The 16,384-nt window shown below is 61.0% G+C and carries 17 protein-coding genes and 1 pseudogene; 8 read left to right on the top strand and 10 right to left on the bottom strand.

The window, feature by feature from the left end:
- Both gmk and J3P91_RS26970 read right to left on the bottom strand, forming a co-directional pair.
- The gene (gene gmk / locus J3P91_RS26975) at positions 1-621 is read right to left on the bottom strand and encodes a guanylate kinase (RefSeq protein ID WP_305497909.1); all 621 of its coding nucleotides are present in this window, start codon (positions 619-621) and stop codon (positions 1-3) included.
- Between the two features lie 12 nt (positions 622-633).
- Entirely contained in the window at positions 634-1,497 is an 864-nt protein-coding gene (locus J3P91_RS26970; RefSeq protein WP_305497911.1) for a YicC/YloC family endoribonuclease, read from the bottom strand.
- A 264-nt stretch (positions 1,498-1,761) separates the two neighbouring features.
- Between J3P91_RS26970 and rph the strand changes: the two genes are divergently transcribed.
- Together rph and J3P91_RS26960 are read left to right on the top strand one after the other, a co-directional pair.
- Positions 1,762-2,484, top strand: coding sequence for a ribonuclease PH (gene rph / locus J3P91_RS26965; RefSeq protein WP_434570905.1), 723 nt, complete (start codon positions 1,762-1,764; stop codon positions 2,482-2,484).
- 30 nt (positions 2,485-2,514) lie between these two features.
- Entirely contained in the window at positions 2,515-2,883 is a 369-nt protein-coding gene (locus tag J3P91_RS26960; RefSeq protein ID WP_434570906.1) for a DUF4870 domain-containing protein, read from the top strand.
- A gap of 173 nt (positions 2,884-3,056) precedes the next feature.
- Here J3P91_RS26960 and J3P91_RS26955 read toward each other — a convergent pair whose 3' ends face one another.
- Positions 3,057-3,836, bottom strand: coding sequence for an exodeoxyribonuclease III (locus tag J3P91_RS26955; protein ID WP_013694557.1), 780 nt, complete (start codon positions 3,834-3,836; stop codon positions 3,057-3,059).
- An 82-nt stretch (positions 3,837-3,918) separates the two neighbouring features.
- Here J3P91_RS26955 and pyrE point away from each other — a divergent pair, with 82 nt between their 5' ends.
- Positions 3,919-4,563, top strand: coding sequence for an orotate phosphoribosyltransferase (gene pyrE / locus J3P91_RS26950; RefSeq protein WP_186612653.1), 645 nt, complete (start codon positions 3,919-3,921; stop codon positions 4,561-4,563).
- 192 nt (positions 4,564-4,755) lie between these two features.
- On the opposite strand, the gene argB is transcribed toward pyrE, so the two are convergent.
- The 4 genes and pseudogenes from argB to coaBC form a co-directional block, all read right to left on the bottom strand.
- Positions 4,756-5,661 (bottom strand): acetylglutamate kinase, encoded by a 906-nt coding sequence (gene argB / locus J3P91_RS26945; protein WP_305497915.1) that lies wholly within the window; start codon positions 5,659-5,661, stop codon positions 4,756-4,758.
- Between the two features lie 24 nt (positions 5,662-5,685).
- Positions 5,686-7,089 (bottom strand): annotated as a pseudogene (locus J3P91_RS26940) (phosphomannomutase/phosphoglucomutase); the annotation flags it as partial.
- Positions 7,090-7,340: 251 nt separating this feature from the next.
- A complete protein-coding gene (gene dut, locus J3P91_RS26935; RefSeq protein ID WP_092476557.1) occupies positions 7,341-7,796 on the bottom strand; it encodes a dUTP diphosphatase in 456 nt (151 codons plus the stop codon).
- Positions 7,797-7,801: 5 nt separating this feature from the next.
- Positions 7,802-9,010: a bifunctional phosphopantothenoylcysteine decarboxylase/phosphopantothenate--cysteine ligase CoaBC gene (coaBC, locus tag J3P91_RS26930; protein WP_305497916.1), complete on the bottom strand. Its 1,209-nt coding sequence runs from the start codon at positions 9,008-9,010 to the stop codon at positions 7,802-7,804.
- 144 nt (positions 9,011-9,154) lie between these two features.
- Here coaBC and radC point away from each other — a divergent pair, with 144 nt between their 5' ends.
- On the top strand, positions 9,155-9,829 hold the full coding sequence (radC, locus tag J3P91_RS26925; protein ID WP_434602251.1) for a RadC family protein: 675 nt from the start codon (positions 9,155-9,157) through the stop codon (positions 9,827-9,829).
- 136 nt (positions 9,830-9,965) lie between these two features.
- On the opposite strand, the gene J3P91_RS26920 is transcribed toward radC, so the two are convergent.
- Positions 9,966-11,552 carry an ABC transporter substrate-binding protein gene (locus J3P91_RS26920; protein ID WP_434602250.1) on the bottom strand — a complete coding sequence of 529 codons (1,587 nt, stop codon included), beginning with the start codon at positions 11,550-11,552 and terminating at the stop codon, positions 9,966-9,968.
- Between the two features lie 447 nt (positions 11,553-11,999).
- Between J3P91_RS26920 and rpmB the strand changes: the two genes are divergently transcribed.
- Both rpmB and rpmG read left to right on the top strand, forming a co-directional pair.
- Positions 12,000-12,233 (top strand): 50S ribosomal protein L28, encoded by a 234-nt coding sequence (gene rpmB, locus J3P91_RS26915; RefSeq protein WP_003177273.1) that lies wholly within the window; start codon positions 12,000-12,002, stop codon positions 12,231-12,233.
- A gap of 11 nt (positions 12,234-12,244) precedes the next feature.
- A complete protein-coding gene (gene rpmG, locus J3P91_RS26910; protein WP_003177274.1) occupies positions 12,245-12,400 on the top strand; it encodes a 50S ribosomal protein L33 in 156 nt (51 codons plus the stop codon).
- A 103-nt stretch (positions 12,401-12,503) separates the two neighbouring features.
- On the opposite strand, the gene J3P91_RS26905 is transcribed toward rpmG, so the two are convergent.
- A complete protein-coding gene (locus J3P91_RS26905) occupies positions 12,504-12,812 on the bottom strand; it encodes a hypothetical protein (RefSeq protein WP_434602249.1) in 309 nt (102 codons plus the stop codon).
- Between the two features lie 104 nt (positions 12,813-12,916).
- Positions 12,917-13,279, bottom strand: coding sequence for a cupin domain-containing protein (locus tag J3P91_RS26900; RefSeq protein WP_434570915.1), 363 nt, complete (start codon positions 13,277-13,279; stop codon positions 12,917-12,919).
- Positions 13,280-13,510: 231 nt separating this feature from the next.
- On the opposite strand from J3P91_RS26900, the gene J3P91_RS26895 reads away from it, so the two are divergent.
- Together J3P91_RS26895 and J3P91_RS26890 are read left to right on the top strand one after the other, a co-directional pair.
- Complete coding sequence (locus J3P91_RS26895) at positions 13,511-15,004, top strand: aldehyde dehydrogenase (protein ID WP_434602248.1); 1,494 nt, start codon at positions 13,511-13,513, stop codon at positions 15,002-15,004.
- Between the two features lie 208 nt (positions 15,005-15,212).
- Entirely contained in the window at positions 15,213-16,355 is a 1,143-nt protein-coding gene (locus tag J3P91_RS26890; protein WP_434570919.1) for an MFS transporter, read from the top strand.
- The last annotated feature ends 29 nt before the right edge of the window (positions 16,356-16,384 follow it).

Genomic DNA, 16,384 nt, shown 5'->3' with positions numbered 1-16,384 from the left:
TCAGCCCAGCAGTTCGGCCAGTAATTTACCGAAACGTTGCTGCTGGCGTTTCTGCTGGAGCTGGCTGGCGCGGAAAATTGCCTTCAGGTCGTCCAGCGCGTGGGAGAAATCGTCGTTGATGATCAGGTAATCGTAGTCAACGTAGTGACTCATTTCGCTGACCGCTTCCCGCATCCGCCCTTCGATGATCTCGTCGCTGTCCTGGCCACGGTTGGTCAGGCGCTGGCGCAAGGCCTGCTGGCTCGGCGGCAGGATGAAGATCGAGCGGGCCTGGGGCATCAACTTGCGCACCTGCTCGGCGCCTTGCCAGTCGATTTCCAGGATCAGGTCATGGCCTTCGTCCAGGGTCTGCTGGAGGACGCTTTGCGAGGTGCCGTAGAGATTGCCAAAGACTTCGGCGCGCTCCAGGAAGTCCCCGTGTTCGGCCATCCGCACGAACTCTTCGCGGTCGACGAAGTGATAATTCACGCCGTTCACTTCACCAGGACGCATGGCGCGGGTGGTGTGGGAGACCGAGACGCGAATTTGCGGCTCGGCGTCGATCAACGCCTTGACCAGGCTGGTCTTGCCGGCGCCGGAGGGCGCGGAAATGATGTAGAGGGTGCCAGTGCTGTGGGTCATGTCGGGTTAGCCTTACTCAATGTTCTGCACTTGTTCGCGCATTTGTTCGATCAACACCTTGAGGTTGACCGCCGCCTGGGTGCTGCGCGGGTCGAAGGCTTTGGAGCCCAGTGTATTGGCTTCGCGGTTGAGCTCCTGCATCAGGAAGTCGAGGCGGCGGCCGGCCGCGCCACCGGACTTGAGCACCCGGCGGACTTCAATGATGTGGGTGCTCAGGCGATCCAGTTCTTCGGCCACGTCGCTCTTCTGGGCGAGCATGACCATTTCCTGTTCCAGGCGCTGCGGGTCCAGCTCCGCCTTCATGTCGGCGAAGCGGTCGAGGACTTTCTGGCGCTGGGTGGCGAGCATCTGCGGAACGAGTTCGCGCAGGGTGGCGACGTCCTCTTCAATGGAGGTCAGGCGCTCGTTGATCAGTCGGGCCAGTTCCGCGCCTTCGCGCTCGCGGCCGGCCTTGAGCTCGTTCAGCCCTTGATTGAACAACGCCAGGGCCTCGGCGTTCAGCGCCTGCGGGTCGCTCGCGTCACCCACCAACACGCCCGGCCAGGCCAGGACTTCCAGTGGGTTCAGGGCGGCGGGATTGTTGATCAGGCTGGCGACGGTTTCGGCGGCGGCGACCAATTGCGCGGCGCGCTCGCGGTCCACTTGCAAGGTTTTGCCGCTGCTCTCTTCGGTAAACCGCAGGGTGCATTCCAGTTTGCCCCGGGACAGGCCCTGGCGCAGCGCTTCACGCACGCCGCCTTCTAGGTCGCGGAAGGACTCGGGCAAGCGCAGGTGCGGCTCCAGGTAACGGCTGTTGACCGAGCGCAGCTCCCAGCTCAGCGTGCCTTGGGCGCCGGCCTTTTCGACGCGGGCGAAGGCGGTCATGCTGTGCACCATGGGGGTTCCTCGCAATGCAGGCTGGCCACAACCGTTCATTGTGGGGCCTGGGATCTGTGGGTGGATGCCGAAGGGCAGCAAAGGCGCAGGATTGTAGCGCAGTGGGACGCAAGCGCCCAAACAGCTCCGGTTACAAAGCGCTGCAGCCCGTCGGGCGGGGCTTTCGGCGCGCTCGCCGGTCGCGTCGGCTTTTTTAAACTGCCCTCTCGCGGTCTGCGGCTCTATAATGCCGGCAGTTTTCCGTCCTCTGTACAGGTGTTCCCTATGAAACGTCCAAGTGGTCGCGCTGCCGATCAGCTTCGCTCGATCCGCATTACCCGCAACTACACCAAACACGCCGAGGGATCTGTACTGGTGGAGTTCGGTGATACCAAGGTCATCTGCACCGTCAGCGTCGAAAACGGCGTGCCTCGTTTCCTCAAGGGCCAGGGCCAGGGTTGGTTGACTGCCGAATACGGCATGCTGCCGCGGGCTACCGGCGAGCGGAACCAGCGCGAGGCCAGTCGTGGCAAGCAGGGCGGACGGACCCTGGAAATCCAGCGTCTGATCGGTCGCTCGCTGCGCGCCGCGCTGGACATGTCCAAGCTCGGCGATGTGACGCTGTATGTCGATTGCGACGTGATCCAGGCTGATGGCGGCACCCGCACCGCCTCCATCACCGGTGCCATGGTTGCGCTGGCCGATGCCTTGAAAGTGATCAAGAAGCGTGGCGGCCTCAAGGGCGGCGATCCGCTCAAGCAAATGATCGCCGCGGTGTCGGTGGGCATGTACCAGGGCGAGCCGGTGCTGGACCTGGATTACCTGGAAGACTCCGCTGCCGAGACCGACCTGAACGTGGTCATGACCAGTGCCGGCGGCTTCATCGAAGTCCAGGGCACCGCCGAGGGCGCGCCGTTCCAGCCGGAAGAATTGACCGCTATGCTGGAGCTGGCGAAGAAAGGCATGGGCGAAATCTTCGAATTGCAAAAGGCCGCGTTGGCCGACTGATTTTTTTGCGCTTCAGACAAGGAGAGTGTCATGAGTGATGAGCAAGTCCTGTTGCCCCAGCCGAGCAGAGAAGCGCGGCAGTGGGCAATGTTTTGTCACCTGTCTGCACTATTGGGCATTTTCATTCCGTTCGGTTCGCTGATCGGGCCGCTGGTCATCTGGCAGCTCAAGCGTGAATCCGACCCGTTCATCGATGCCCAGGGCAAGGAAGCGCTGAACTTCCAGATCACTGTGGCGATCGCCGCGGCGATCAGCTTGCTGCTGATGATCGTGGTGATTGGTTTCTTCCTGTTTGGCCTGGTGGCGATCGGTGCGCTGGTGCTGACCATCATTGCTGGGGTGAAGGCCAATGAAGGGCAGCCGTATCGGTATCCGTTTACCTGGCGGCTGGTCAAGTAACGAGCAGCACATATATCCCCTGTGGGAGCGAGCCTGCTCGCGATGGCGATCTATCAGTCCGCATTTATGTCGGCTGACCCACCGCTATCGCGAGCAGGCTCGCTCCCACAGTTGTTTTCGTACCCATAAAAAAACCGACATTGCTGTCGGTTTTTTATGGGTACGAAAAGGACCTAGATGGTCAGCGTCCAGTCGTAGTCCACGATCAGCGGCGCGTGCTGCGAGAACCGCGGCTGGCGTGGCAGGCGGGCGCTGCGGACGAAGCGGCGCAGCCCGGGCGTCAGCAACTGGTAGTCGAAGCGCCAGCCGAGGTTGAGCATCTCGGCCTGCTCGTTATCCGGCCACCAGCTGTACTGGTCGCCTTCGCGGCTGACTTCGCGCAGGGCGTCGACATAACCCATGTTGCCGATGATCTCGTCCATCCAGGCCCGTTCCGGCGCCAGGAAGCCAGGCGACTGCTGGCTGTCGCGCCAGTTCTTGATATCCAGCTTCTGTTGCGCCACGTACAGCGAGCCACAATAAATGTACTCGCGACGTTTGCGCCGCTGTTTATCAAGGTAACGGGCGAAGTCGTCCATCAACTTGAATTTCTGATTCAAATCTTCATCGCCGTTCTGCCCCGAAGGGAGCAGCAAGGTCGCGATGCTGACCTTGTCGAAATCGGCTTGCAGGTAGCGCCCGTAGCGGTCCGCCGTCTCGAAACCGAGACCGTTGATGACAGCCTTCGGTTGCAGCCGCGAGTACAAAGCCACGCCACCCTGGGCGGGGACTTCGGCATCGCAGGCGTAAAGGAAGTAACCGTCCAGTTGGAAGGCTGCATCGTCCAGTTCAAAGGCGGAGGCGCGGGTGTCCTGCAGGCAGATGACGTCGGCATTCTGTGCTTGCAGCCAACTGAGCAAACCACGCTCCACTGCAGCCTGAATACCATTGACGTTCACACTGATGATCCGCATAAATGGCCCCAAAAATCACGTGCGTGTATGATACACGCCGTCTACCTATTTAGCTAAATCCGCGGTATTTGAGGCTTTTTTCATGCAGGCGTATCAGCGCGATTTCATTCGCTTTGCCATCGATCGCGGCGTTTTGCGCTTCGGTGAATTCACCCTCAAGTCCGGGCGCACCAGCCCGTACTTCTTCAACGCCGGCCTGTTCAACAGCGGAACCGCCCTGGCGCAGTTGGGCCGGTTCTATGCCGCCGCCATCGTTGAAAGCGGCATTCCGTTCGACGTGCTGTTCGGCCCGGCCTACAAGGGCATCCCATTGGCCGCCACTACCGCCGTCGCCCTGGCCGAGCACCATGACCGTGACCTGCCCTGGTGCTTCAACCGCAAGGAAGCCAAGGCTCACGGTGAAGGCGGAAGCCTGGTCGGCGCGCCGTTGACCGGCGAAGTGCTGATCATCGATGACGTCATCACCGCCGGTACCGCCATTCGCGAGGTGATGCAGATCATCGCTTCCCAGGAAGGCGCCAAGGCTGCCGGCGTGCTGATCGCCCTGAACCGCCAGGAGCGCGGTAACGGTGAGCTGTCGGCGATCCAGGAAGTGGAGCGCGACTTCGGTATCCCGGTGATCAGCATTGTGTCGCTGAACCAGGTGCTGGAGTTTTTGGCCGATGATCCGCAGCTCAAGCAGCATTTGCCGGCGGTTGAGGCCTATCGCGCCCAGTTCGGCGTCTAAAAAGCCCCGCTGGTTTTGATCTTGTGGCGAGGGAGCTTGCTCCCGCTGGGCTGCGCAGCGGCCCCAATACTTTACGGTCGCTACGCAACCGAGCGGGAGCAAGCTCCCTCGCCACATAAGCATCTTCTGAAGAAGTGATGAAAAAGACCCCGCTCAACCAGGTTGAGCGGGGTCTTTTTTTACAGGTGTCGCTTAATGACGCTTGCGATTGCTGATCAGCGTACCCACACCGGTATCGGTGAAGATCTCCAGGAGGATCGCATTCGGCACGCGGCCGTCGATGATCAGCGAACTGCCAACACCGCCCTGGACCGCTTCCAGCGCGCAACGGATCTTCGGCAGCATGCCGCCGTAGATGGTGCCATCGGCGATCAAATCGTCGACTTGCTGGGTCGACAACCCGGTCAGGACCTTGCCGGTCTTGTCCATCAGACCGGCGATGTTGGTCAGCAGCATCAACTTCTCGGCTTTCAGCGCTTCGGCAACCTTGCCGGCCACCAGGTCGGCGTTGATGTTGTACGACTCGCCATTGGCGCCCACGCCGATCGGCGCGATGACCGGAATGAAGTCGCCCTTGACCAGCAGGTTCAGCAGATCGGTGTTGATGCCGACCACTTCGCCGACCTGGCCGATGTCGATGATTTCCGGCTGAGTCATCTCCGGCGTCTGGCGGGTTACGGTGAGTTTCTTCGCCCGGATCAGTTCGGCGTCCTTGCCGGTCAGGCCGATGGCGCTGCCGCCGTGGCGGTTGATCAGATTGACGATGTCCTTGTTCACCTGGCCGCCGAGGACCATCTCCACCACATCCATGGTCTGCGCATCGGTCACGCGCATACCGTCGATGAAGTGGCTTTCGATCGACAGGCGCTTGAGCAGGTCGCCGATTTGCGGACCACCGCCGTGAACCACCACCGGGTTGATGCCCACCGCCTTCATCAGCACGATGTCGCGGGCGAAGCCGGTCTTGAGCTCCTCGCTTTCCATTGCGTTGCCGCCGTACTTGATCACCAGGGTCTTGCCGACGTAGCGTCGGATATAAGGCAACGCTTCGGACAGGACCTTGGCGGTGTTGGCGGCGGCTTCGCGTTCGAGGGTCATTCAGGGCTCCGGTGGTGATTCAAATCAGAACGGTAGTTGGAGATCAGGTGCAACACGTTTGAGTTGGGCGTGGAACACATCCTTGATGCGTTGCAGTTCCGCCTCGTTGTCGGCCTCGAAACGCAGCACCAGCACCGGTGTGGTGTTGGAGGCGCGAACCAGGCCCCAGCCTTGTGGGTAGTCGACCCGCACACCATCGATGGTGGTCAGTTCGGCGCCTTCGCCCCACTGGGCGTCGTGCAGTGCATCAATGATGCTGAATTTGCTCTCTTCGGTCACATGGATATTGATTTCCGGCGTAGAAATATCGTTCGGGAAGGTCGCGAACAGCTCTTCGGCGGTGGATTTCTCCTTGCTGAGGATTTCCAGCAGGCGTGCCGCGCTGTAGATGCCGTCATCAAAACCGAACCAGCGCTCCTTGAAGAAGATATGGCCGCTCATTTCGCCGGCCAGCAGGGCGCCGCTCTGTTTCATTTTTTTCTTGATCAGCGAGTGGCCGGTTTTCCACATGAGCGGACGACCGCCATATTCCTTGATCAGCGGCACCAGGCGACGGGTGCACTTCACGTCGAAGATGATCTCGGCGTCGGGGTTGCGTGCCACCACGTCCTTGGCGAACAGCATCAGCAGGCGGTCCGGAAACACCACGCTGCCGGTATTGGTCACCACACCCACGCGGTCACCGTCGCCGTCGAAGGCCAGGCCCAGGTCGGCGTTGGTTTCCTTGACCTTGGCGATCAGGTCCTGAAGATTTTCCAGCTTGCCCGGATCCGGGTGGTGATTTGGGAAATTGCCGTCGACGTCGCAGAACAACGGGATGACTTCGCAGTTCAGCGCTTCGATCAGTTGCGGGGCGATGACGCCGGCCGCGCCGTTGCCGCAATCGACTACTACTTTCAGGCGGCGGGCCAGTTTCACGTCCTTGACGATTTCGTCGTTGTAGCGCGGGAGGATGTCGACCTTGGTCACGCTGCCCTGGCCGCTGCTCAGGTCATTGGTCTTGAGACGGGTGTGCAGGGCCTGGATCTGCTCGTTGGCGAGGGTGTCGCCGGCGATGACGATCTTGAAGCCGTTGTAGTTCGACGGGTTGTGGCTGCCGGTGAGCATCACGCCGGATTTGCCGGCCAGGACATTGGCGGCGTAATAAAGCGCCGGGGTCGGCACCAGGCCGACGTCGCTGACGTGGCAACCGCTGTCGGCAACGCCTTTGATCAACTGCTCGACCAGCTCCGGGCCGGACAAGCGACCGTCGCGGCCAACATTCACGTTCGGTTCGCCCTGGGCCAGGCTCTGGGAGCCGATGGCGCGGCCGATCCAGTAGGCGGTTTCAGCCGTCAGGGTTTCCGGCACGACGCCACGGATGTCGTAGGCGCGGAAGATGCTGTCAGGGAAGATCGGGGCGATTGCGGCTGGGGTGTTCATGGGCGGGGCGCTCTATCAGGAAAGTGACTGGACAGGCCGACGACGGGCGTCGGCAGGCTCAAGCTGAAGGGTATGACGGCGTTTTTGACAGAGAGTTCGCGGTGGGAAAGTGCCATGAGACAGCGTTACCCCAGCGCGAACGGTCTAAAACGTTGATTCCGGATGGGAAACGTCGCCTCGAGCCGTTACGCATTTTTCGTCCTGAAACAGAAGCTTAATAAAGCGGCCGGGCCTGCTGCCCGGCCCGAGCAGCCGGATCAGTGGCTACCGGAGTGACCGAAACCGCCGGCGCCGCGCTGGCTCTCGTCGAATTCCTCGACCAATTCGAAATGGGCCTGGACCACCGGCACCAGCACCAGCTGGGCAATGCGTTCGCCCACGACGATGTTGAAAGCGGTCTGGCCGCGATTCCAGCAGGACACCATCAGTTCGCCCTGGTAATCGGAGTCGATCAGGCCCACCAGGTTGCCCAGCACGATGCCGTGCTTATGGCCAAGGCCCGAGCGTGGCAGAATCAGCGCGGCCAGGCCCGGATCGCCGATGTAGACCGACAGGCCGGTGGGAATCAGCAGGGTCTGGCCCGGTTCCAGGATCGTGTCCTGCTTGAGCATCGCCCGCAGATCGAGGCCGGCTGAGCCCGGCGTGGCGTACTGCGGCAGCGGGAATTCACTGCCGATGCGAGGGTCGAGGATCTTGGCTTGTAGAGCGTGCATTGAAATTAAACCTGGTTCAGCCGTTCGGCGATGAAAGTGATCAGTTGGCGGGCAATCTTGCCCTTGCTGGTCTGGGCGAAAAGCGTGGCGTGCAACTGGCGGTCGATCACGCTGCAGGCGTTCTCTTCGCTGTTGAAGCCGATGCTCGGGTTGGCGACGTCGTTGGCGACGATCAGGTCCAGATTCTTGTCCTTGAGCTTGCGCGCGGCGTAATCGAGGAGGTGTTCGGTTTCGGCGGCAAAACCGACGCTGAATGGACGGTCGGGACGGGTGGCGATGGTGGCCAGGATGTCCGGGTTACGTACCATTTGCAGGAGCAGGCCGTCGCCGCTCGTAGGGTCTTTCTTCAATTTTTGCGGGGCAACGACTTCGGGGCGGTAGTCCGCCACCGCCGCCGAGGCGATGAACAGGTCGCACGGGATCGAGGCCTCACAGGCCGCAAGCATGTCCCGGGCGCTGACGACGTCGATGCGGGTCACTCGATCCGGGGTCGGCAGGTGCACCGGCCCGGTGATCAGCGTCACCCGCGCGCCCGCTTCGACGGCGGCTTCGGCCAGGGCGAAGCCCATTTTTCCCGAGCTGTGGTTGGTGATGTAACGCACCGGGTCGATGTTTTCCTGGGTCGGGCCGGCGGTAATCAGCACATGCTTGCCGGTCAGCGCCTGGCGCTGGAAGCAGTCGGCGGCGCACTGAACCAGGTCGTTGGCTTCGAGCATGCGGCCCATGCCGACATCGCCGCAGGCCTGGCTGCCAGAGGCTGGACCAAAGACTTTCAGATCGCGGCTTTCGAGCAGTTGCAGGTTGGCCTGGGTGGCGGGGTCGCGCCACATGGCCTGGTTCATGGCCGGCGCCACGGCGACTACGGCGTCGGTAGCGAGTACGAGGGTGGTCAGCAGGTCGTTGGCGATGCCCTGGGCCAGGCGGGCGATCAGGTCGGCCGTGGCCGGGGCAATCAGCACCAGGTCAGCCCATTTGGCCAGCTCGATATGACCCATGGCGGCCTCTGCCGCCGGGTCGAGCAGATCCAGGTGGACCGGGTGCCCGGACAAGGCCTGCATGGTCAGCGGGGTGATGAACTCACTGCCGCCGCGGGTCATGACGACCCGTACTTCGGCGCCCTGGTCGATAAGCCTGCGAACCAGCTCGGCGCTCTTGTAGGCGGCAATGCCGCCGCCGACGCCCAGAACGATGCGTTTCCGATACAGCCGCTGCATAGGCCTGCCTTTCGATTTTAATGGTCAGTGCAGGGCGAACCCTCGGCAGCAGCCTGCCTGGGTGCAAATCGCCTGCAAAAAAGATGGGCTAAGATATCACAGCGTCCGCTACGGAACAGCGGCGCCCATTATCAGGGAGATGCCATGAGTATTCGGGACTGGCCGGTGGCCGAGCGGCCACGGGAGAGATTGTTGGTGTCGGGGGCGGAGAGTCTTTCAGACGCCGAGCTGCTGGCGATATTTTTACGCACGGGTGTGTCGGGTAAAAGCGCGGTGGATCTGGCTCGACATCTGCTGTCCCAATTTGGCTGCCTGCGGGCGCTGCTTGAGGCTGATCAGCTCACGTTCAGCAGCCACCTGGGACTGGGGCCGGCGAAATTCGCTCAATTGCGTGCGGTGCTCGAAATGGGCCGGCGACATCTGGCGGCGCGGACTCGACAGAAGTCGATGCTGGAAGACCCGCAGGCCGTTCGTGACTATCTCAAGTCAATGCTGCGCCACGAACCTCACGAGGTTTTTGGTTGCCTGTTTCTCAACTCACGACATCAGGTGCTGGCGTTCGAAGCGCTTTTTCGTGGCTCCATCGCTTGCACCAGTGTCCACCCCCGGCAAGTGGTCAAGCGCGCCCTGGCCCACAACGCCGCTGCCGTGATCCTGTGCCACAACCACCCCTCCGGCAGCACCGAGCCCAGCCAGGCCGACCGAATGCTCACCGAGCGGCTCCAGGACGCGCTGGAGCTGATCGATGTGCGGGTGCTCGACCATTTTATCGTCGGCGATGGGGAGCCGTTGTCGATGGCGGAGTGTGGGTGGATGTAGGCAGGGGCTGACAATATGGAGCATTTGTGGGAGCGAGCCTGCTCGCGAATGCGGTGTGTCAGTTGACTCAAAGTTGGCTGACAAACCGATTTCGCGAGCAGGCTCGCTCCCACAAGGGGACTGGGGCTAGGCCGGGTTACTTGAGGTTGACCTTGGAGTAATCCTGCCGCCCAAACGGGCTGACCGTATAACCCTGCACATCCTTGCGGGTCAGCGCAAATGCCGTCGGGTGTGCCAGGGGCAGCCAGAGGGCCTGCTGCTGGATCTGCGCCTGGGCCTGTTCGTAGAGCTTGGTGCGCACGCCCTGTTCGCTGGTGGTCTTGCCGGCGCTGATCAGTTTGTCCAGGTCCGGGTTGCAGTAACGAGCGAAATTGGTCCCGGACTTGACCGCCGCGCAGGAAAACTGCGGTGTGAGGAAGTTGTCCGGGTCACCGTTGTCGCCGGCCCAGCCCATGAACAGCAGATCGTGCTCGCCGGCCTTGGCGCGGCGGATCAGTTCGCCCCATTCGATCACGCGGATTTCCGCCTGGATGCCGATTTCCGCCAGGTCCGATTGCAGCAGCTGCGCGCCGAGGCTCGGATTGGGATTGAGCAGGCTGCCGGAGGGGCGAGTCCAGATAGTAGTCTTGAAGCCTTCCTTCAAACCGGCCTTGGCCAGCAGTTCACGGGCCTTGGCCGGGTCATGGGCATAACCGGGCAGGTTTTTCGCGTAGCCCCAGGTGTTGGGCGGATAAGGGCCGTTGGCCGCTTCGGCCGTGCCTTCAAAAACGGTCTTGAGGTAGCTGGCCTTGTCAAAAGCCAGGTTGATGGCCTGACGGACTTCAGGCTTGTCCAGCGGCGGATGCTGACTGTTGATCGCCAAGAAAGCGGTCATGAATGCTTCAGTCTGGGCCACCTTCAATGTCGGCTCCTGCCGCGCGGCCTGCACGTCCAGCGGCTTGGGCGACAGGGCGATCTGGCATTCATTTCGGCGCAACTTCTGCAGGCGCACGTTGGCGTCTGGCGTGATGGCAAAGATCAGCGGGTCCACCTGGGGCTTGCCGCCGAAATAGTCCCCGTTGGCCTTGTAGCGAATCGAGGCATCTTTCTGGAACCGGTTGAAAATGAACGGGCCGGTGCCGATGGGCTGGCTGTTGAGTTGCTCCGGCTTGCCGGCCTTCATCAACTGGTCGGCATATTCAGCCGAATAGATCGATGCGAAACCCATGCTCAACGTCGCCAGGAAGGTCGAATCGGCATGGTCGAGGGTGAAGCGCACCGTCAGCGGGTCCAGGGCATCGATTTTTGTAATCAGCGCCGGCAGTTGCATGGATTGGGCGTGGGGGAAACCGCTCTGGGCGACCTTGTGCCAGGGGTTGGCCGGATCCAGCATGCGCTCGAAGCTGAACTTGACGTCTTCGGCCGTCAGGTCGCGACGCGGTGTGAAGTAGTCGGTGTGGTGGAACTTGACCCGCGGACGAAGCTTGAAGACATACGTCAGGCCGTCAGGGGAGACCTCCCAAGTCTCGGCGAGGCTGGCGACCACTTTGCCGCTGGCGGTATCGAAATCCACCAGGCGGTTCATCAACACGTCGGCCGATGCATTGGTAGTGGTCAGGGAGTTGTACTGGACGACATCGAACCCTTCCGGGCTGGCTTCGGTGCAGACGCTCAAGGCAGCGGCCTGGGCCAGCGGGCTGATCAGCAGAGGGGCGAACAACAGCGGTAGGGCAGCGAGGCGCATGATTGATTTCCTGTGCAGGTCGGAGGCCCATCTGCGAGTGCAGTCTGGAAAAGGTCTACCCTAGTGGGCTCGCCTGCAAATGACTATCCCCTTTTTGCATTTTCCGGCACTCTTTGCAGCGCTTCGCGGGACGTGCTCAGGGCGCGAGCTCGCCAATGAATGAAAAAAACCTGCGCGCCGCGACGAGCGGTCAGGGCATCGCGGGCCCTTGCCGCAGCCGCCTGGGGCTGTTGGTCGAGGGTTTCCAGTAAAGACAAATCACACCGGCTGTTGTTGTGCCTGGGTCTTTCTGGTATAAAGCAGCGCTCTTTTCTAGGGGCCCGGTTCCTTCACTGTAGGTGTAGCCGGTAAGACCCTTAAAGAAACGCGGCGCCTGGCGCCAAATGACTGAGAGATTAAGCGGCCAACCCATGCCGGGTTGGGCATGTGGTTTTAGAGGGCTGAGGCATGTCGAGAGTCTGTCAAGTTACCGGTAAGGGTCCGGTGACTGGGAATAACATTTCCCACGCAAACAACAAAACCCGTCGTCGTTTCCTGCCGAACCTGCAGCATCACCGCTTCTGGGTTGAAGAAGAGAAACGTTTTGTGCGTCTGCGCGTATCTGCCAAAGGCATGCGCATCATCGACAAGCGTGGCATCAGTGTCGTGCTGGCCGAACTTCGTCGCGATGGCAAGGTTTAAGGGAGCTAATCATGCGTGAATTGATTCGTTTGATCTCGAGCGCCGGTACTGGTCACTTCTACACTACCGACAAGAACAAGCGTACTACCCCGGACAAAATCGAGATCAAGAAATATGATCCGGTTGTTCGCAAGCACGTGATCTACAAGGAAGGCAAAATCAAGTAATTGATTTTCCCTCCTTAAAGAAAAAGGCCCGTATCGCGAGATACGGGCCTTTTTCTTTAAGGGCTGAAAGTCCTGATCGTTTACAACTTTATCTGATCGTTAATCAGCCACACTTATGACCGGTATAAAAGTTTTCCTTGTCGCTGAAAACATAGAGCCGGTCATCTCGGTAGTCCATGGTGTAGGCTTCGCCTGCGCGTATATGGCGAATGATCTTTGCTCCCGAATAGGCTTGCATGTCTTGCAGAAATTGCGCGTCTACCTTCATCGGCAGCAGGGAGTTGAAAGCAAAATTAGCCGTGCATACGCCTGAAGGGCGGATCTCGTTGGCAGCTGCTTCAAGCGCTCCGATGCTCAGTGTCAGCAGGGCAGCCAGCGCTGCGATCTGCGGTTTAGTAGTTTTTTTGGCCATGTTGCCTCCTGGCATAATTAATAACAGCGCCTCCTCATTGAAGCGCCCAGAGATAATTACAGGAGGGCGATGGTTATGTATATCGCACTGTGTAAGTGTTTGATTCACTCCCGCTGCTCGAACACTACATAAATCTTGCGGCACGGTTCCAGTACTTCCCAGGTTCCCTTGAACCCCGCCGGAATTACAAAGCGATCGCCCGCCCGAAGCGTCTTGGCATTGCCATCACTGTCCCGCAGCACCGAAACGCCCTGGACGATTTCGCAGTATTCGTGCTCCGTATAGTTGACCGTCCACTGGCCCACCGCGCCTTCCCACACCCCCGCATTCATCTGTCCGCAAGGACTGCTGTAATGATTGAACACCGCTTGCTCGGGATCACCTTTAAGTACCTTGACCGGGTCCGGTCGATAGCGGTCGGCGGTGGTATTGGCCTGGCTGAAATCGACGATGTCCTGGATGCTCATGCGGTTACCCTCGGTGCTTGCGGCGCGGATGGCTGGGAGAGCAAAAGTCTATGTTTATTAAAACGAACATCGCAAGGCCGTTTGCGGGTTTTCTGTCAAATATATTGAAACATCCCCAGTCGCTGGTTTAGGGTGGCGGGTGCCTTGTGCCGAATACACATCGGCAAGGCAGAATTCTTGAACGCTACGCATAGCGTGGCGTCCGTACCCAAACAAGAGGAGGACACTCGCATGACCACCCTGACTCGTGCCGACTGGGAACAGCGCGCCCGCGACCTGAAGATCGAAGGCCGCGCCTTCATCAATGGCGAATACACCGACGCAGTGTCCGGCGAGACCTTCGATTGCCTCAGCCCGGTCGACGGCCGCCTGTTGGGCAAGATCGCCAGTTGCGACGTGGCCGACGCCCAGCGCGCCGTCGAAAATGCCCGCGCGACATTCAACTCTGGCGCCTGGTCGCGCCTGGCGCCGAGCAAGCGCAAAGCCACCATGATTCGTTTTGCCGGCCTGCTCAAGCAGCACGCCGAAGAGCTGGCCTTGCTGGAAACCGTGGACATGGGCAAGCCGATCAGCGACTCCCTGAATATTGACGTTCCAGGCGCGGCGCAGGCGCTGAGCTGGAGCGGTGAAGCCATCGACAAGCTCTACGATGAAGTGGCCGCCACCCCGCATGACCAGCTGGGCCTGGTCACCCGGGAACCGGTCGGCGTGGTCGGTGCCATCGTTCCGTGGAACTTCCCGTTGATGATGGCCTGCTGGAAGCTCGGCCCGGCGTTGTCCACCGGCAACTCGGTAGTGCTCAAGCCATCGGAAAAATCCCCGCTGACCGCCATTCGTATCGCCGCGCTGGCCATCGAGGCCGGCATCCCCAAAGGCGTGCTGAACGTGCTGCCAGGCTATGGCCACACGGTCGGCAAGGCCCTGGCCTTGCACATGGATGTCGATACGCTGGTGTTCACCGGTTCCACCAAGATCGCCAAGCAACTGATGATCTATTCCGGCGAGTCGAACATGAAGCGCGTCTGGCTGGAGGCGGGTGGCAAGAGCCCGAACATCGTATTTGCCGATGCTCCGGACCTGCAGGCCGCCGCCGAAGCTGCCGCCAGTGCCATCGCCTTCAACCAGGGCGAAGTCTGCACGGCGGGCTCGCGCCTGCTGGTGGAGCGTTCGATCAAGGACACGTTCCTGCCGCTGGTGATCGAGGCTCTCAAGGGTTGGAAACCTGGCAATCCACTGGATCCAGCGACCAATGTCGGTGCCCTGGTCGATACCCAGCAGATGAATACCGTGCTGTCCTACATCGAAGCCGGTCACAGCGACGGCGCCAAGCTGGTCGCGGGTGGCAAGCGGATTCTCCAGGAAACCGGCGGCACCTACGTCGAACCGACGATTTTCGATGGCGTGAGCAACGCGATGAAAATCGCCCAGGAAGAAATCTTCGGGCCGGTGTTGTCAGTCATCGCCTTCGACAGTGCCGAAGAGGCTGTCCAGATTGCCAACGACACCCCGTACGGCTTGGCTGCGGCAGTGTGGACCAAGGACATCTCCAAGGCTCACCTGACCGCCAAGGCCTTGCGCGCCGGCAGCGTATGGGTCAACCAATATGACGGTGGCGACATGACCGCACCGTTCGGTGGCTTCAAGCAGTCGGGCAACGGCCGTGACAAGTCGCTGCATGCGTTCGACAAGTACACCGAACTGAAGGCGACCTGGATCAAGCTCTGATCCGTCCTGTGGGAGCGAGCAGTCTGCTCCTACGTGAGACTGAGGCTGGCAGTCGACACACAACTCCTGTGGGAGCGAGCTTGCTCGCGATTAGCGGTATGACAGTCGACGAATTTGTTGAATGTTGCGCCGTCATCGCGAGCAAGCTCGCTCCCACAATGTTTTTGGGTGATGGCTCAAACCGATAACCCTTCACAGGAGCGTGGAAATGCGTTGGGCGACCTATTTCGCCGTGTTGGCCTCTGTCCTGAGCGTCGGCCTTGCCCTCGGCGTAAGCATGCCCCTTGTGTCGCTGCGCCTGGAGGGCTGGGGTTATGGCTCGTTTGCCATTGGCGTCATGGCGGCGATGCCAGCCGTTGGCGTACTGGTCGGGGCCAAGGTTTCGAGCCGGCTGGCGGCGCATTTCGGTACGGCGGCGCTGATGCGCCTGTGCCTGTGGGGCGGGGCTGTGTCCATCGGGTTGTTGGCGCTGTTGCCCAGCTATCCGGTCTGGCTGGTCTTGCGGCTGTTGATCGGAGTCGTGCTGACATTGGTGTTCATTCTCGGCGAGAGCTGGATCAACCAGCTGGTCATCGAGCAATGGCGCGGGCGGTTGGTGGCGCTGTACGGGGCCAGCTATGCCTTGAGCCAATTGTCCGGCCCGCTGCTGCTCGGCGCGCTGGGGACCGATCATGACTACGGGTTCTGGGTGGGTGTCGGGCTGCTATTGATCGCCCCGTTGTTGTTGCTTGGCCGCAGCGGTGCGCCTGCCAGTGAGGCGGGCAGCGTTACCTTCGGCGATTTGTGGGAATTTTGCCGGGGCCTGCCGGCAATCGGTTGGGCGGTGTCGTTGTTCGCCGCATTCGAGGCGATGATCCTGACGTTGCTCCCGGTTTATTGCCTGCGTCAGGGCTTCAGTGCCGATATTGCGCTGGCGATGGTCAGCACGGTGGTGGTCGGCGACGCCCTGTTGCAGCTGCCCATTGGCGCCCTGGCCGATCGCCTGTCGCGCCGGTCGCTGTTCACCGGCTGCGCGGTGGCACTGATGTTGTCCAGCCTGGCGGTGCCACTGCTGATCGATACCTTGTTGATCTGGCCGCTGTGGGTGCTGTTTGGCGCCAGCGCGGGTGGGCTGTTTACCTTGTCGCTGATCCTGATCGGCGAGCGCTACCGCGATGATGCGCTGGTGCGGGCCAACGCCCATGTTGCGCAGCTGTGGGGGATCGGTTGCCTGGTCGGGCCGCTGGTGGCGGGGGCGGGCAGCCAGTGGGTCAGCGGCCATGCGCTGCCGTTGTTCATGGCGGCGGGGGCGCTCGGCCTGGTCATTCTGTTGTTGCGCCAAGGGGCGTTCGGCGCGACACAAACCGCTTGAGCACATCCAGATACCCTGTGGCTCCAGAG

This window comes from Pseudomonas sp. Z4-7, from assembly GCF_051131965.1.
In the GTDB taxonomy this organism is placed as follows: domain Bacteria; phylum Pseudomonadota; class Gammaproteobacteria; order Pseudomonadales; family Pseudomonadaceae; genus Aquipseudomonas.
Note: the sequence above shows the minus strand (reverse complement) of the source record. Positions and strands in the feature narration are given on the sequence as shown.

What these genes read in the sequence shown, in the direction of transcription:
- gmk (WP_305497909.1), bottom strand. Translation starts at nt 621, where the DNA reads ATGACCCACAGCACTGGCACCCTCTACATCATTTCCGCGCCCTCCGGC.
- J3P91_RS26970 (WP_305497911.1), bottom strand. Translation starts at nt 1,497, where the DNA reads ATGGTGCACAGCATGACCGCCTTCGCCCGCGTCGAAAAGGCCGGCGCC.
- rph (WP_434570905.1), top strand. Translation starts at nt 1,762, where the DNA reads ATGAAACGTCCAAGTGGTCGCGCTGCCGATCAGCTTCGCTCGATCCGC.
- J3P91_RS26960 (WP_434570906.1), top strand. Translation starts at nt 2,515, where the DNA reads ATGAGTGATGAGCAAGTCCTGTTGCCCCAGCCGAGCAGAGAAGCGCGG.
- J3P91_RS26955 (WP_013694557.1), bottom strand. Translation starts at nt 3,836, where the DNA reads ATGCGGATCATCAGTGTGAACGTCAATGGTATTCAGGCTGCAGTGGAG.
- pyrE (WP_186612653.1), top strand. Translation starts at nt 3,919, where the DNA reads ATGCAGGCGTATCAGCGCGATTTCATTCGCTTTGCCATCGATCGCGGC.
- argB (WP_305497915.1), bottom strand. Translation starts at nt 5,661, where the DNA reads ATGACCCTCGAACGCGAAGCCGCCGCCAACACCGCCAAGGTCCTGTCC.
- dut (WP_092476557.1), bottom strand. Translation starts at nt 7,796, where the DNA reads ATGCACGCTCTACAAGCCAAGATCCTCGACCCTCGCATCGGCAGTGAA.
- coaBC (WP_305497916.1), bottom strand. Translation starts at nt 9,010, where the DNA reads ATGCAGCGGCTGTATCGGAAACGCATCGTTCTGGGCGTCGGCGGCGGC.
- radC (WP_434602251.1), top strand. Translation starts at nt 9,155, where the DNA reads ATGAGTATTCGGGACTGGCCGGTGGCCGAGCGGCCACGGGAGAGATTG.
- J3P91_RS26920 (WP_434602250.1), bottom strand. Translation starts at nt 11,552, where the DNA reads ATGCGCCTCGCTGCCCTACCGCTGTTGTTCGCCCCTCTGCTGATCAGC.
- rpmB (WP_003177273.1), top strand. Translation starts at nt 12,000, where the DNA reads ATGTCGAGAGTCTGTCAAGTTACCGGTAAGGGTCCGGTGACTGGGAAT.
- rpmG (WP_003177274.1), top strand. Translation starts at nt 12,245, where the DNA reads ATGCGTGAATTGATTCGTTTGATCTCGAGCGCCGGTACTGGTCACTTC.
- J3P91_RS26905 (WP_434602249.1), bottom strand. Translation starts at nt 12,812, where the DNA reads ATGGCCAAAAAAACTACTAAACCGCAGATCGCAGCGCTGGCTGCCCTG.
- J3P91_RS26900 (WP_434570915.1), bottom strand. Translation starts at nt 13,279, where the DNA reads ATGAGCATCCAGGACATCGTCGATTTCAGCCAGGCCAATACCACCGCC.
- J3P91_RS26895 (WP_434602248.1), top strand. Translation starts at nt 13,511, where the DNA reads ATGACCACCCTGACTCGTGCCGACTGGGAACAGCGCGCCCGCGACCTG.
- J3P91_RS26890 (WP_434570919.1), top strand. Translation starts at nt 15,213, where the DNA reads ATGCGTTGGGCGACCTATTTCGCCGTGTTGGCCTCTGTCCTGAGCGTC.